We start from the raw sequence: 14,042 nt of genomic DNA on the forward strand, positions 1-14,042 counted from the left end.
TCACAAACGTCATTCTGAATGAAACGCAGTGGAATGAAGAATCCAGTAAAACTTGACTGGATCCTTCGGGCTTACGCCCTCAGGATGACGCACTTGGCCTCCCTACTCGGCCAAAGCGCGTCACTTCTTCACGATTCTCAGAACGCCCTGCTTGTTGTATTCAGGAGCATCCTTGGAGAAGAGCGTCTTCGTTTCTTGACGGAGCACGTATTTTTCGCCCTCGCCCCAGTCAATGACACTCCCCGACTTTGCCGGAATGCCGTCGCCAAACAAGCTATCAGCGGCCATCAAGAGAGCCTCTTCCGGGTCTTCGATCGTATTCGAGATGCACAAATCCGGCAGCGTAAACACAGCCAGGCCAAGCGTGTAAAGCGAGTCGCCCGAATCGAGAATGTTGATCCACGGATCCATCGGGTAATCGCAATCGCCAAACTGTTCTTCGAAAGCCTTCGCGGTCCAGGCCGTGCCAGACTGCTGCATATAAACGCCCGCAGCCTTTGCGTTAAGCACTTTCACAATGGCGGAATTCACCATTTCGACATCGTCCATCGTCTTTACGTTCCCGAGCAAGAACAAGAGCGACTTGTGGCCTACAATCGCCGCTTCTTCTTCAGCGGAAATTTCATCACGTTCCTTGAAAATTTCCAGGAGGTCGGCAGAAGCGCCCTGGCGAACCACGTTGAACTGCACACTGCAACCAGGAATCATCAGAGTCTTGGTATCGGCCTTCACCTGAACATTTTCGGTAATGGAAAACGGTTCATCAACAGCAACGGGAATCGGGAAAGCTAGAACAAACTGGTTCATATTGACCTCTCTTTTATTTTTCGAACAACATCATAAACCGCGTCATGAAGCAAGTTCTGCTCTTCGACCTTCGGCATTTTCACGGACTTTTCAAAAGCGTTTGCGAGCGTTTCGGCAGAAAGTTCATCTGCCGGGATTTCAACCGCGTAGCCGGCCTTTGACAGATCGCGAGCCAGCACAATCTGCTCAAACTGCCCTGGCGTCGGTACAAAGATACATTTTGCACCAAGTTCCGCCATGTCCATCACCGTGCTGTAGCCGCCACGGCTCACCACAAAATCGGCCCGCTTCACGGCTTCCGCAAAATCATCCGTCGCCAAGTGCGTATGGAACTCGATATTCCCTTCGGTCCACGTTTTTTGCTCTGCTGAAGGTTTCCCGAGAATCATCATGTGATGCCCCGGGATTTTCAAAAGCGCTTCGCGCAACTGGAGTTCAAACTGCGTACGTGCAGGTTCCACCCCCGATACGACCGCAACGACCTTGTAGGCCGAGCGCATCACGGAAGAGCGCATTCCAAGAGTTCGCTTTTCGGAAGGCTCGGAAGCGACATTCCATTCCACGCTCGCCGAGTGCGCCATGAATTCCGACACGCTCATCAAGTCCACGTCCCGTTCGAGATTCGGCGCATTTTCAGCATTTTCAACAGAACTCGGCGCACTTCCCGCTAAATTCGAAGCATTCTCGCCAGCCTTCGCATTCCACTCTGAAAATCTCGAAAGCACTCCGACATAACGCATCGGCTTATCGCCAGGTGTCGCCCCCGAATGCGAAAGCGACCCCGCATAGCCCGGATAAATTTCCAAATCCGGCACCCAGACTTCATCGAACTTGCGCATGATGTTCGCATGCCACATCACGCCAATGCGTTCAAATGCAGCAAACGCCCGCGGGAACGCAATGCGCCGCTGGTGCGTCATGTAAATGCTAAGAGCCTTCTTGGAATAAAACGCAAAACGGTTGTCCGAAAACAGCACATCGTAACCGTGGCGTTCCACCATTTCTTCGGCAAAGTGGTGTTCGTAACGCATCACGGCATTCAGGTGCATGCTGTTCTTTAAAAGCCAGAGCGCCATATTGTAGCCGTGCTTCGGATAGACAATGTTGTAGCTCGGCGCCAAGCGCTGCCGCAGTTCCGGGAAAACTTCACGGAAAAAATTTGCATTCGCCTTGACTACGGCAAGTTCGACCTCGGCACCCGCCCGCAAGAACTCGCGGACTACGGGCACACAGCGAGTCGCATGCCCAAGTCCCCAATCAAGCGGCGCTACAAGGACTTTCACTTTTCAGCCTCAAACCAGGCATGCGCCCAGTCTCCATGGTCGCAGTCCTTGTTGTCACCCATCGTGACGCGCAGGTTTATCGACTTTGCGCCCTTGATGTCAAGTCTCAAGCGTTCCTTGTCCGTCGTATAAAGCTTCTTGGAATGGTAAATTTCACGACCATCAGCTTCAACAATAAAGAAGGCGCCATCGCCACAAGCACTTTCGTCATCAAGGCCAATAACAACATTCAACCAATCGTAACCGCGAGCAAGCGAATACTCAATCGATGAATTTGCATGGCTACCAATGCCATAGCGGAACGGTTCGCCGTCAATCGTAATCTTGTGATGGTCCACCGTTGCATCAATTTGCGGCTCGCCCCATTCCTGGAAGAACTTGCTCACTTTAAGTTTTGACAAAAGCGCCACATTCGGAGCGTCAACAAAGAAGTCGCGGTACGTGACAAGCGTATCTTCGTCAGGCATGTAGCAGCTCAGCACAACGCGGTTCAAGCCGGCACGGATCTTTGCCGCATCCAGAATAAGCGTATCGGCGCTGTTCGAGACGAGGATTTCACCCTGTTTCTTGTCGTTCAACGTGTAATCGCAAGCGATTGATTCCGGAAAGCGCTTGTTCACGACAATCATGCCGTTCGATTCTTCGGTCACCATGAAGTTCTGTGCGTAATGCGACACGCCCTTCTTCGAAATAATCTTGTAAATTGCAAGTCCATAGCCGAACAGACGAGCTTCCATCAATACGCGTTCATTTTTGTAATTGCTGAGAATATCGTCAATCTGGTCGGTCGTCTTGAATCCGACCACGCGGCTATTGCGGTTAACCTTTCCGTAGCCATCCTGACCACGAACAAGATAAATGTTTCCGCCAGACTTCTGCATCCATTCCGCAAACTGTTCGGTACTCCAGCTCTTAAACGTATTTTCGCTAAATGACGTATGGCCCGAAGCAAGCATCTGCCACGGTCTTGCATAAATGAACACGGAGTTCTTCGGATACTTGGCAAGTTCCGTATTCAAGAAGTCCTCTTCGATAAGGAGCTTGTTCTTGTAGTAGAGCATGTTCGCCTTGTAGCTCGGGGCATGGTAAACCATCAACCCTACAGACAGGAGGCATGCTACACCCGCGACGATTTTTGCCGCAGCGTCTTTTTGCATTTTCGTCGTAAACACAAGCGCATCGTAAAGCCCAAGCGCCATCAAAAGCGCAAACATCGGGAGCGCCACAAGCACATAACGCTGGTTGATGTCAATCGTAAACGTTCCCGACACGTTCAGGAGAATCACGAAAATCTGCACACAGAACGTGATGCCCAAGATGAACCCGCGCACGTAACGGCGGGAATAGATCATGCGGAACAGGAGCCAGACCGTCGCCAAAAGCAAGATCACGGTAAACGTCGTATAGAACGGATTTTCCATAATGCCGCCAAACGCGGAATCCGTATTGAGGTTCATCATGACATCGATGTTTGTCTTCAGGTTAAACCAGAAGTTTTCAAGCGAGTGCGCCGCATGCGTACCGCCCTGGAAATCATACCCGCGATACGCGGCCATCGTGTTGACCGAGGGCCAGCTTACCGCAATCACGGACGCGACAAAAGCAGGCAAGCGGTACGGCTTTTCAAGGAAGTAACGGTAATAGTAAAGCGCAAACGGGATAAATGCAAACACGGTTTCCTGGCGAGTCTGCGCAAAGAATCCAAGCAGCGGGACCGTCAAAAGGAAATGCTTCCACGTGACCTTGTTCGTCGGCACAAAAGCATACCACGCCATGAGAACAGCAAGCAAAAGAATATACAGGACTTCAGTCGATGCCGAGCGCGACTGCAACAGGTAAATCGGCATGCCGCCCAGGAACGCCGTCGCCGCAAGCGCAAGCTTATCGCTCTTGAACCACTTGGAAAGCGCAAGGAAGAAAGCTATCAAGCTCAAGATGTAGAACGGGTAGTTCACCATCAACGCTGAATCGCGGTTCGGTTCCATGAAGTTGAACACGAGCGAGTAGACAAAGCCAAGCGCCTTGCCCTTGAAGTTGTTCACCTCGGTCTTGCAGTCGAGAACGCCATCCGTCCAGACGCCCTCGTTACAGACACCGCCCGTATGCTGGAAATACATCTGGAGGCCCATCGATTCCCAGCTCGTCTCGTCGCTCAGGACGCGGTGCGTATTGCCGATGTTTCCAAAGATGAATACAGAAAACACAATGAGCAAAAGCGTAAGCCCGCAGAAGCTCTTGCCACTCGGCATAAACCCGCGAAAATGCTTTGCGATAAATGGCGCGTTGACAACGACACCCGCCACAAGCAAGAGGAACGTGAGGAGGATCGAATAATACCCCCACTCGATATCCCAATGGCGCGCATAAGACACGGATAAATTGTTAAAAATGAGGAAAGCGGAGACGAGCACAAACAGCGTAACCGCCAACATGACATTCTGAGGTTTATCCCAATGAAGAGAATCCTTCCATTCCATCAAAGACTGACGTAAAGACTTACGCTTCACATCAACCCTTCCTAACTTTTCTTTTTTCATAGTGCCTTAAATATAACTTTTATACGCAAATTTCAACCAATCATTAAAGAATTTTTGACCAAAACTTATTATTGCATGCCTATATGAAACAGATGCAACAAAAAAATTTCAAAGCAGCTGTATTATGCGCGTTTCATAGACTTTCAGGGGTTATTTTGTATATATTTGAAAAAAGAGGATGTACCGAAGGTCGTTAGGAGTTAAAAATGTTTTACAAACACTGGAAAAAGATATCACTTGCACTGACCGGATTATTCTGGGCCAGCTGTGAAACAACCACTACAGAGCCTCCCCTTTACGGAGCGCCTCCCCAGTACTCCAGCAGCACGGAAACTCAAGGCACAAGTTCCAGCGAAGCGGTCTCGTCCAGTTCAACGGAACAAGCCTCGTCCAGCAGCCAGGCAAACGCCAGCTCCGCCGAAGTCACATGCACTCCCGGAGATTCCATCGTCAGTTACTATAGCCCCTCTTATTCGGCGGATGTCGCCAAGATGAATGCCGAAGGAAGAGCAAAACGCGATGCCTTAGGCAAGATCGACAGCATCAAGCAAACCCTGCAAGAAAAGCCGCAATGCCTTGACGACTTGAGCAACGAGCTTGGCAATTTTCCCGTGCTGTATGGCGCCCCAGTCAATCTGCATTTCGACGAAGTCTGTAGCGACGGCACGACACGCCCGACCCAGGAATACCTCGACTACCTGAAAATGAAAGAGGAATGGGAAAGAAACAAGCCCGCCCTGGACGAAGAATGCAAAAGGATCCACGACGAGAAACTAAGTAAAATCGAACAGCGAATCAAGAAATGCATAGAAACGGGCATTCTGGATCGCGAAGAATCTGAGAAATAAATTATGAAAACAAGCATTCTTTATCATTGGAAAAAATTCCTGGTCTCGCTGACCGCATTTTTGTGGAGCGCTTGCGACAATTCAGCGGACGCATCAGAAATCTATATAGAAACGCCCAGTTACGGGGTGCCATTGCTGAGCAGTTCGTCCGAAACCATCGATCAAAGCTCTAGCAGCATCGGCGAATCCAGCTCAAGCAGCGAAATGGACAAGTTCAGTTCCAGTTTTTCAGCTGTATACGCTCCGCCTACGGTCTTTTGCTACAACGACACGGCCGTAAACAGTTCCGGCAAGGTTTTTGAAACGATCAGTTGCGAAAATGGCGAAAAGTTCCTAAGGACTCCTCAACTCTACAACGACCTCCCCGAATCTAGATCGGAACTCCCGGAAGGCGTCCAGGTCAACGCCCCGATCCCCGGTCAAGGCGGATTAGCATCGAACTGTCAAAGAGTCCCTGACACCTGCATTGACGGAGTCGAAGAAGACGAATACGGGAATCTCAAGCCCATCGGAGGCTGTTACCCCACTATCGACTGTCCTGAAAAAGAACCAAAGCCCTAAACATAATCAACTCATTACAATGTTCTACAAACACTGGAAAAAATTTTTACTTTCGGTACTCGCTCTTTTCTGGAGCGGTTGTGAAAACGAAGACGAAGTCGCCGCCACCTACGGCTGTTTCTCGACAATCTGCCACAACGCCACGGCCACAAACGATTTGGGTGAAGTCTTTGACATCATCGAATGTGAAGATGGATATAAATACCTGAGACAGCCAGGATTTTATTACGAGCATCCAGAATTGCAAGATAATTTACCTAAGGGTGTTGAAGCAACGACGCCTCCAGCAGGTTCATGCGGTGCAACTAATTGCACTAACAAAGGTCCCGATTACTGCATCAAGGAATCCTATACAACTTTGGAAGGAACTGTGCGAGAATATGATTATTGCATTCCGACCATCGACTGCCCCGAGAAACACTAACCCTATCACCCGCCAACTTTTAACTTTTCACTCTCAACTCTATACTTCCTACCGCCTACTTCCTACTGTCTACTACTATTATGCAACTTTCGCTTAAAAAGAAACTCGCTCTCGAAGCTTACCGTCTTTACCGCCACAACGAAATCAAGGCACACCCGCTCACGTACTTTTTCTGGGAATGCACACTCCGCTGCAACTTGCACTGTCTGCACTGCGGTAGCGACTGCGTCAAGGACGCCATCCCCGACATGCCCCGCGAAGACTTTATGAACGTACTCGACAAGCTCGCCCCGCACATCGATCCGAAGCACTTTATCGTGGTCATTACCGGCGGCGAACCCTTGATGCGCCCGGACCTCGAAGAATGCGGCCAAGAAATCAAGAAGCGCGGTTACCCCTGGGGAATGGTCACGAACGGGCTTGCGATGACTCCCGAACGATACTCGCGCCTTTTGAACGCAGGCCTCCGCTCGCTCACGATCAGCCTTGACGGCCTCGAAGCAAACCACAACCATTTCCGTGGCGACCCGCATAGCTTTGAACGCGCGCTCCGCGCTATTGACATGGCGGCCCACACGAAAGGTCTCACCTTCGACGTGATGACTTGCGTGAACCGCGAAAACCTCAAAGAACTCCCGAAGATTCTCGACCTGCTTTTGAAAATCGGCGTGAAGCGCTGGCGCATTGCGACCGTGTTCCCGAAGGGCCGCGCAAAAGACAATCCGCTGTTCCAGCTCACGAACCAGGAATTCCGCCAGGTGTTCGATTTCATCCGCGAAGTAAAGAAGCTGAACGTCATCAACGTGAATTACGGCTGCGAAGGGTTCCTCGGTAGCTACGAGAAAGACGCGCGCAACTACCCGTTCTTCTGCCGCGCCGGCGTAAACGTCTCTTCCGTGCTTTGCGACGGAAGCATCTCGGCTTGCCCGAGCTTGCGCGGCGACTACATCCAGGGGAACATCTACAAGGACGACCTCTGGGACGTGTGGCAGAACCGCTACCAAGTGATGCGCGACCGCAGCTGGGCCAAAATCGGCGACTGCAAAACGTGCAAGTACTGGCGCTACTGCGAAGGCTCCAGCCTGCACTTGAGAGATGAAAAAACGAAGGAACTCGCCTACTGCCACGTGCATCGCCTCGAAGCCGCCGGCGCGTGATGACAAATGCGTAAGGCGAGCGTCGCAGCCATACTTGTATGGATATGACCGAGCCTAGCATTTGGTACTTTCGCGAAGCGAAAGTACAGAAAACAAAAGAACTGGCTTACTGCCATGTAGCGAGATTGGAGGCTGCTGGGGCGTGATGACAAATGCGTAAGGCGAGAGTCGCGCGCGTCCACGGTCATCCTCCGTTAGGAGGATCCATACAGTTAAATCTTGAAAAAAAGGAGGAATTTATTTATGAAATCTTTCATCCGCAAGCATTGGGGGCATTTGACATTTGCCCTAGCCTCGTTCTTCTGGGCGGGATGCACCGACAACGCCCAGCCCGTGTATGGAGTCGTCCAAGTTCCAAACGAAAGCTCCAGCAGCGTGAACGAATGCCCAGAATGTGAATACGGCGTTCCATCCTTAAGCTCCAGCAGTTCCGAGGATTTCAGCTCCAGCTCGATTCCATACATGCCCGTAGCCGAATATGGTGTTATGCCCGACGATTCCCAATTGAAAACGCCGGAAAAATAGTCCAAATTCACTCCTGAAATGAGGTAAAAAAATCCCGCCCATCGAGGCGGGATTATTTGCGTTTACAGAATTTTAATACAGAATTTATATATATTAAATTTATACAAACACAATTTATCTACAAATTTGATAAGCTTATGATTATAACGAAGGCCACAATTAGCAAATTTTGTCTTTGGGCATCAATTTTATTCGTTGCCGGATGTAATGAATCAACCTCATCCGCGCCAACAACGTCAGAAGAAAAAAATCCAACTTTATACTCTTCAGTCACCCGAATGCAATGCAAAGACTCTTTAGAAACCGCCAAAGATTCTAAAATATATCTTGATCGCAACAATCCGAATGATGCGGTATATATCGGTGATTGCGCCGGTTGCACAAACTTAACACTTTCGATTCGCGATTTTTGCGAAATCTCTGCCGATGTAGCCTTAAACATAACCCAAGATACCCTGTTTATATCATACGCGAACATACAATCAAAGTCCGAATGCACCTGCTACAGAAGCCTCACCTTCAAAGTTCCTAATAAAACAGAATATAAATACGTCAAATTCAAAGACAAAGTTTTCAATTTAGTACCATCAAATATGCTGATTTCCTGCTTACCTGTTGAATACAAAGAAGGCTACTGCGTCCACCAGTAAAAACAGCGAAAGAACTTTTCACAAAAAAACTCAAAAGAGTTAACCTACTTGTAAAATATATCGAACGCAACCATTTCGAGGGTATCGGCAAGCCTGATGCTTTGAAAGATTACGAAAACATCAAAAAAATCCCAGTCCGGTTGGACTGGGATTTTTTTGCAAATTCTCGTGAGAATTAAGCTTCTTCGGAGAGTTCCGGAGCCTTCTTGATCACGTTGCGGCGGCCATAGCGGACCTTGGACGGATCAAAAGCGTTTTCTGCAGCAGCTTCAGCCGGGGCTTCAGCAACCGGAGCGACCGGGGCAGCTTCGACAGCCGGAGCTGCCGGAGTTTCAACCGGAATGCGCGGAGCGAGCGGGCGACGAGCTTCGGCGACCGGAGCTTCAGCAGCCGGTGCAACCGGAGCAGCCTGTTCTGCAACAGGAGCTTCAGCGTTAGCTTCACGATGCGGGCGTTCCGGGCGGCGTTCGCGGCGCGGGCCACGTTCCGGACGCTGTTGCTGTTCATTGCGATCACGCGTTGCAGGGGCATGAGCCTGAGCCTGCTGCTGATTGCGGTTGTCCTTATTATTGTTGTTCGGACGTTCCTTGTTCTGGCGATTTTCCTTATTGTTGCCACCACGCTGAGCCATTTCCTGTGCGCTGATCGGGCGACGGGCGGACGGCTTCAAGTTCATGTCCGGGGTGAGCTTCTTGAAAATCGGGGTACGAAGCATCGTGAGAAGCTTATTAACCTTAACAAGGATAACAATGCACAGAATCACTGCGAGGAGTGAAAGTGCGAGAGCGATTATTTCCATCTGGGCACCTCATAAAGTAAGGGTTGAACCACACGAGCAGGCTGGAAAATAACCTGCAGGCGGGGTGACTGGAATGTGTGGGTTAATTAAAGACCATCTTACTAGCGCCTCCTTGGAGACTTGACGGTCGCAAGGCTTCACGTGGGAAGCAAAAATGGTTTTCGCCGTGGCGACAAACCGGGGCCAGTCACGAGCGCAAATTTAACAAATTTTTCGTGCAGAAATTCGGTTTATTGTAAGAAAATGAGAGAAAATTGTATGTTTTTTTGAGCACATGCGCCCAAAGTTTCTCTTATTTCATGTCCAAGGACTTGAGCGAGTGATCCACGGCCTTGTTGTGGGCGTTCAATGAATCCAAAGTAGCCTTGAGAACAAGGACTTGACGTGCCAGACGGGCGTTTTCTTCGGTCAGAGTTGCAATTTTGTACTCAGCCTCCTGGTTGGAGCAGCCCGAGAAACCAAACATCGAAAAGCAAACTAAAGACGACAAAATAAGGGATTTCTTGAACATACCGCAAAATTAGATTATTTTTTGGGGGAATTATGACAGTCGGACAAAAATGGTTGAAATTTAAACAGGATGGCTATTGCGGTTCTCTTACGATCCGTAACCGTTCCGAACAATCATTCGAGAGCGATCCGGGCTATAACGACAAGCATATCCACGATGCAGTCCTTGAGATGGACCCGGAATACACTTACGTGAAGGTCATCCACGAGGGTTACAAGGGTTCGCTTGACATACCTACTATTGGACTTGGGTACGATGCGACGCAAAACCAAGACACGCTCGACAACGCCATCCTCGAAGGGCTTGCCCACTTGCGCATTTTCCGTGAAGCCAATACCGGCGCCATTGTGCAATTCGGCTACAAGCTAGAAGACATTTAATTAACATTTCCTAATGAAAACAGCGTGACAAAAAAACAATTGTAACGCATATAATTTCGTCGAGAGAATAAAAGCGTCGGCCAAGGATGGGGAGGGTGCAGGGAGGGGCCCGTGCGGCCTTCGCAACTCCGAGCTGGGGCCCCGCCCGCATGACGTACTTTTCTAAAGTTATTCTTCAGACTTTTTTAAAGTCATTCAATAAATTCTATTTTTGCGGGTATGAACAATTCTGAACTTCTTTTGCCTGTCGGTACGCGCGACATGCTGGAATCCGCTATCAACAACGGGGCGGACGCGGTTTACTATGGTGTGCCACACTGGAACGCACGCGGTCGAACCGAAGATTTTTCATTTGAAGATGTCGAAGAAATGATCCGCTACGCAAGGCTTCGCGGTGTAAAGACGTACCTTGCAATGAACATCCTCATCTTCGAGCGTGAAATTCAGGAGTTGCCGGAATTTTTGGAACGCTTGATTGCGTTAAAGCCGGACGCGTTCATCATCCAGGACATCGGGCTTGCAAGGCTCATCAAGGCGATTAGCCCGGAACAGGAAATCCATGCAAGTACGCAAATGACACTCGCGAGTTCCGAAGCCGTGAACTTGGTCAAGGACATCGGATTTTCAAGAGCGGTCTTGGCACGCGAACTTTCCGCAAAGCAGATTGCACAAATCAAGAGCCTCACCGACTTGGAACTGGAAGTTTTCATCCACGGGGCGCTTTGCGTCTCGTACTCGGGCCAGTGCCTCACCAGCGAAAACTTTGGCGGTCGCAGCGCAAACCGCGGGCAGTGCGCCCAAAGCTGCCGCCTCCCCTACCGCATTTTTGTGGACGGCAAGGAATGGAAAGACCCGAAAGCGCGTTATCTGTTCAGTACGCGAGACCTGTGTGCACTCCCGAAACTTGAAGAACTCAGAGAAATCGGCGTGGAATCGCTCAAGGTCGAAGGGCGTTTGAAAAGCCCAGAATACGTAGCCGCCGTTTCGCACGCGTATCGCAAGGCATTGGAAATTCTGAGCGAAAAAGGTTATAAAGAAAATGCCGAGTGTGCGAATGGAAATGCCGCCGAGCTTACCGCGCAGGACTTGGAACCGCTTGAAGTTTTGTTCTCGCGCGGACTCAACACCGGCTGGCTCGATGGCGTAAACCACCAGGAACTCGTCGATGGCTCGTTCTCGAACCACCATGGTGAATTTATCGGAACCGTCGTTCAGGTGGAACGCGGCGGCGTGATTGTAGAACTTGAAGACAAACCTGTTCCGTGCACATTGTTGCCTGGCGACGGGATTTTATTTGAGGAATATAGGGCAGAGCCCGAACCGCGTCAAACGGGAAGCCGACTGTACAAGGCAACGTTCGCCCGAAATTCGCACAGCGAAAGTGCCTCGACGCAAAATTCGAGACATTCCGCAAAATCGGAAATGTTTTCGCATAATTCGAGATGCGCCGGGAGCGCAAGGGAAAATGCGCGCGGAAACAACATGCGTTCCGAGACGCCCGCAAAATCGAAAGTTCGCCTGGAATTCGGTCGCGAATTCAATTTGCGCAAAGTCACCTACGGCATGAAGGCGTACCGCAACGACTCCCCCGCTCTCGAAAAAGAACTCCACAAGACTTTTACCGACAAGAGTTTCGCCAAGCACATTCCTGTTTGCATGACACTCGAAGGCAAAATCGGCGAACCGCTCAAGCTCACGATTTGCGAAAACTCGAATGTCGCCGCCGAGACGCGCGCGGTCACCGTCGAAGGCGCCATCCTCGAAGCCTCCCGCAACGAAGTCGCACCAGACACACTCCAGACAATCGCCAAGAAAGAACTTTCGGCACTTTCTGCTACGGCCTACGTTCTCGACAAGCTAGAAATCAAGCTCCCGCCAAACGCATTCCTCCCCGGCAAAGTTTTGCGTACGCTCCGCCAAGAAGCTGTTCAAGCCTTGGACGAAAAACGCTTGCAGTGGAAGGAACTCGCACCTTCTGCGGACAATGGTCGCGCATTCCTACACAGCATCGTTAAAGTCGCGAGCAAATCCAACAGCGACAACGCCGCAATAGCAACAGAAAACCGCGCGACACCCCGCCGCATGAACATCACTGTTCTCGTTCGCCGTCCTGAACAAATCGACGCACTCCAAGGCCTCGACATCGATAAAGTCGTCATGGATTTTGACTGGGGCGTGAAATACGACGAACCGCTCGAGCGCATTCACAAGCTCGGATTCGAAGCAGGCATCGCGACCCTCCGCATCCACAAGCCCGGCGAGAACCATTACATCAAGCAAATTCTCACGCTCATGCCAGAATTTGCACTGGTGCGTAACCTCGGTTCGCTCGCTCTCCTCAAGGATTCCGGAATCCCGATGGTCGGCGACTACAGCTTGAACGCCACCAACAGCGCAAGCTACGATTGGCTCTTGGCTCAAGGCCTCGAAAAATTGCACCCGTCGTGGGACCTCAACAGCACACAGCTTTTTGACTTGCTCAAGAACATTGACGGAAGCAAGCTCGAACTCGCTCTGCACCAGTACATGCCAGCATTCCACTCGGAATACTGCGCCTTCGCACGTGCCCTCACAACAGGCCGCCGCTTCCCCGAATGCAAAAAGATTTGCACACAGCACAAAGTCGAAATCTTGGACCATAAAGGCGAACGCCACTTCTTGCAATCCGATGCCGAATGCCGCAACACGCTCTTTGTCGGCAAGCCGCAATCCGCCCTCAAGCTATTGCCAAGGCTCATCGCCCAAAACGTAAGCAGCTACCGCCTGGAACTCTTGGACGAAGAACCCGAATCCGTCCGCCGCAAAATTGACATTTACACGCAAGCCATCCGCGGCAAGCTCGACATCGACACAGCCATTTCAAAGGCCGGCGTCGAAGAAAAGTACGGACTCTCCGAAGGCCAACTGTTCAACCAAAGCGTCTGGCAAGACAGAAAGAAAGGGTGTGATTAGTCGGAAGTAAACAGTGATTAGTGGTTAAGATGGGCTTCTGCATTTTTGTTGGAGCCATCGTTAGCTGAATATTCTTTTACAACAATCCCATATTTCTTTTGCAGTTTTTGGCGAGCTACATCGGAAATCTTATAGTATGGTAGTTTCGGGACAGCAAACTCCAAAGCTTCTTTTTTATTTGTGTGAAAATAGCTTAAAGAAACCATGCGTAACAATTTATTCTCTAATTTATAAAAAGAAAAAACGCCGAACGGGTAAAAATCCAGTTCGTCAATTTCATCCCAACGAAAACATTGGACTTTATCGAGCAAAGTCTTCGAGAATAGTTTCACTGAACATTTCATTGTAATTCCGGTATCGTCAAAAACCCATTTTATATTCGGCTTGAACGAAGCAACAGCTATTCCAAAAGCGATAAGTATGATAGCACACAGAACAAACAATTTTATAGATTCAATGTCCATACCTACATTGAAGACATCCCAAAGAGCTTTAAGCATCCCCAAAATGGGCACAACAACAAAGCCCAAAAGCGAAAATATGGTCATGAAAAGGAACGACATTTCAAAGAAGGATTTGTATTTCACTTCAACCATTTTAAGAATCTC

15 protein-coding genes are annotated in these 14,042 nt (G+C 49.9%); 8 read left to right on the forward strand and 7 right to left on the reverse strand.

The window, feature by feature from the left end; genetic code table 11:
* Window positions 1–120 precede the first annotated feature (120 nt).
* The 3 genes from B7990_RS12055 to B7990_RS12065 are packed head-to-tail and all read right to left on the reverse strand — an operon-like array spanning window position 121 to window position 4,627.
* The gene (locus B7990_RS12055) at window positions 121–807 is read right to left on the reverse strand and encodes a hypothetical protein (protein ID WP_088641173.1); all 687 of its coding nucleotides are present in this window, start codon (window positions 805–807) and stop codon (window positions 121–123) included.
* The gene (locus B7990_RS12060; protein WP_088641174.1) at window positions 804–2,090 is read right to left on the reverse strand and encodes a glycosyltransferase; all 1,287 of its coding nucleotides are present in this window, start codon (window positions 2,088–2,090) and stop codon (window positions 804–806) included. The genes B7990_RS12055 and B7990_RS12060 overlap by 4 nt, the downstream gene beginning before the upstream one ends.
* On the reverse strand, window positions 2,087–4,627 hold the full coding sequence (locus tag B7990_RS12065; RefSeq protein ID WP_088641175.1) for an NPCBM/NEW2 domain-containing protein: 2,541 nt from the start codon (window positions 4,625–4,627) through the stop codon (window positions 2,087–2,089). The genes B7990_RS12060 and B7990_RS12065 overlap by 4 nt, the downstream gene beginning before the upstream one ends.
* Window positions 4,628–4,833: 206 nt before the next feature.
* Here B7990_RS12065 and B7990_RS12070 point away from each other — a divergent pair, with 206 nt between their 5' ends.
* The 5 genes from B7990_RS12070 to B7990_RS14870 all read left to right on the forward strand — a co-directional run bounded on the left by B7990_RS12070 (window position 4,834) and on the right by B7990_RS14870 (window position 8,142).
* Entirely contained in the window at window positions 4,834–5,475 is a 642-nt protein-coding gene (locus tag B7990_RS12070) for a hypothetical protein (RefSeq protein ID WP_088641176.1), read from the forward strand.
* Between the two features lie 3 nt (window positions 5,476–5,478).
* Window positions 5,479–6,036, forward strand: coding sequence for a hypothetical protein (locus tag B7990_RS12075; RefSeq protein WP_088641177.1), 558 nt, complete (start codon window positions 5,479–5,481; stop codon window positions 6,034–6,036).
* A 19-nt stretch (window positions 6,037–6,055) separates the two neighbouring features.
* Complete coding sequence (locus tag B7990_RS12080) at window positions 6,056–6,460, forward strand: hypothetical protein (RefSeq protein ID WP_088641178.1); 405 nt, start codon at window positions 6,056–6,058, stop codon at window positions 6,458–6,460.
* Window positions 6,461–6,540: 80 nt separating this feature from the next.
* Window positions 6,541–7,617: a TIGR04133 family radical SAM/SPASM protein gene (locus B7990_RS12085; RefSeq protein ID WP_088641179.1), complete on the forward strand. Its 1,077-nt coding sequence runs from the start codon at window positions 6,541–6,543 to the stop codon at window positions 7,615–7,617.
* Window positions 7,618–7,860: 243 nt separating this feature from the next.
* Window positions 7,861–8,142 carry a hypothetical protein gene (locus B7990_RS14870; protein ID WP_141099276.1) on the forward strand — a complete coding sequence of 94 codons (282 nt, stop codon included), beginning with the start codon at window positions 7,861–7,863 and terminating at the stop codon, window positions 8,140–8,142.
* A gap of 118 nt (window positions 8,143–8,260) precedes the next feature.
* Here B7990_RS14870 and B7990_RS12095 read toward each other — a convergent pair whose 3' ends face one another.
* A complete protein-coding gene (locus B7990_RS12095; protein WP_141099277.1) occupies window positions 8,261–8,584 on the reverse strand; it encodes a hypothetical protein in 324 nt (107 codons plus the stop codon).
* Window positions 8,585–8,776: 192 nt separating this feature from the next.
* Between B7990_RS12095 and B7990_RS12100 the strand changes: the two genes are divergently transcribed.
* Window positions 8,777–8,971: a type II toxin-antitoxin system YoeB family toxin gene (locus B7990_RS12100; RefSeq protein WP_254917522.1), complete on the forward strand. Its 195-nt coding sequence runs from the start codon at window positions 8,777–8,779 to the stop codon at window positions 8,969–8,971.
* On the opposite strand, the gene B7990_RS12105 is transcribed toward B7990_RS12100, so the two are convergent.
* Together B7990_RS12105 and B7990_RS12110 are read right to left on the reverse strand one after the other, a co-directional pair.
* A complete protein-coding gene (locus B7990_RS12105; protein ID WP_088641182.1) occupies window positions 8,968–9,591 on the reverse strand; it encodes a hypothetical protein in 624 nt (207 codons plus the stop codon). The two genes, B7990_RS12100 and B7990_RS12105, sit on opposite strands and share 4 nt — an antisense overlap.
* A gap of 292 nt (window positions 9,592–9,883) precedes the next feature.
* On the reverse strand, window positions 9,884–10,102 hold the full coding sequence (locus tag B7990_RS12110; protein ID WP_088641183.1) for a hypothetical protein: 219 nt from the start codon (window positions 10,100–10,102) through the stop codon (window positions 9,884–9,886).
* Window positions 10,103–10,134: 32 nt separating this feature from the next.
* Here B7990_RS12110 and B7990_RS12115 point away from each other — a divergent pair, with 32 nt between their 5' ends.
* Window positions 10,135–10,482, forward strand: coding sequence for a hypothetical protein (locus B7990_RS12115; RefSeq protein ID WP_088641184.1), 348 nt, complete (start codon window positions 10,135–10,137; stop codon window positions 10,480–10,482).
* A gap of 219 nt (window positions 10,483–10,701) precedes the next feature.
* Window positions 10,702–13,434: a U32 family peptidase gene (locus tag B7990_RS15145; RefSeq protein WP_254917515.1), complete on the forward strand. Its 2,733-nt coding sequence runs from the start codon at window positions 10,702–10,704 to the stop codon at window positions 13,432–13,434.
* 17 nt (window positions 13,435–13,451) lie between these two features.
* Here B7990_RS15145 and B7990_RS12130 read toward each other — a convergent pair whose 3' ends face one another.
* Window positions 13,452–14,030, reverse strand: coding sequence for a hypothetical protein (locus B7990_RS12130; protein ID WP_088641185.1), 579 nt, complete (start codon window positions 14,028–14,030; stop codon window positions 13,452–13,454).
* Between the last annotated feature and the right edge of the window lie 12 nt (window positions 14,031–14,042).

Source organism: Fibrobacter sp. UWB4 (assembly GCF_002210345.1).
GTDB lineage: Bacteria > Fibrobacterota > Fibrobacteria > Fibrobacterales > Fibrobacteraceae > Fibrobacter.

Coding starts and splice junctions, on each gene's coding strand:
- B7990_RS12070 (WP_088641176.1), top strand. CDS start 4,834: ATGTTTTACAAACACTGGAAAAAGATATCACTTGCACTGACCGGATTA.
- B7990_RS12085 (WP_088641179.1), top strand. CDS start 6,541: ATGCAACTTTCGCTTAAAAAGAAACTCGCTCTCGAAGCTTACCGTCTT.
- B7990_RS12095 (WP_141099277.1), bottom strand. CDS start 8,584: ATGTTTAAGGCTACATCGGCAGAGATTTCGCAAAAATCGCGAATCGAA.
- B7990_RS12105 (WP_088641182.1), bottom strand. CDS start 9,591: ATGGAAATAATCGCTCTCGCACTTTCACTCCTCGCAGTGATTCTGTGC.
- B7990_RS12075 (WP_088641177.1), top strand. CDS start 5,479: ATGAAAACAAGCATTCTTTATCATTGGAAAAAATTCCTGGTCTCGCTG.
- B7990_RS12055 (WP_088641173.1), bottom strand. CDS start 807: ATGAACCAGTTTGTTCTAGCTTTCCCGATTCCCGTTGCTGTTGATGAA.
- B7990_RS12065 (WP_088641175.1), bottom strand. CDS start 4,627: ATGAAAAAAGAAAAGTTAGGAAGGGTTGATGTGAAGCGTAAGTCTTTA.
- B7990_RS12110 (WP_088641183.1), bottom strand. CDS start 10,102: ATGTTCAAGAAATCCCTTATTTTGTCGTCTTTAGTTTGCTTTTCGATG.
- B7990_RS14870 (WP_141099276.1), top strand. CDS start 7,861: ATGAAATCTTTCATCCGCAAGCATTGGGGGCATTTGACATTTGCCCTA.
- B7990_RS15145 (WP_254917515.1), top strand. CDS start 10,702: ATGAACAATTCTGAACTTCTTTTGCCTGTCGGTACGCGCGACATGCTG.
- B7990_RS12130 (WP_088641185.1), bottom strand. CDS start 14,030: ATGGTTGAAGTGAAATACAAATCCTTCTTTGAAATGTCGTTCCTTTTC.
- B7990_RS12080 (WP_088641178.1), top strand. CDS start 6,056: ATGTTCTACAAACACTGGAAAAAATTTTTACTTTCGGTACTCGCTCTT.
- B7990_RS12115 (WP_088641184.1), top strand. CDS start 10,135: ATGACAGTCGGACAAAAATGGTTGAAATTTAAACAGGATGGCTATTGC.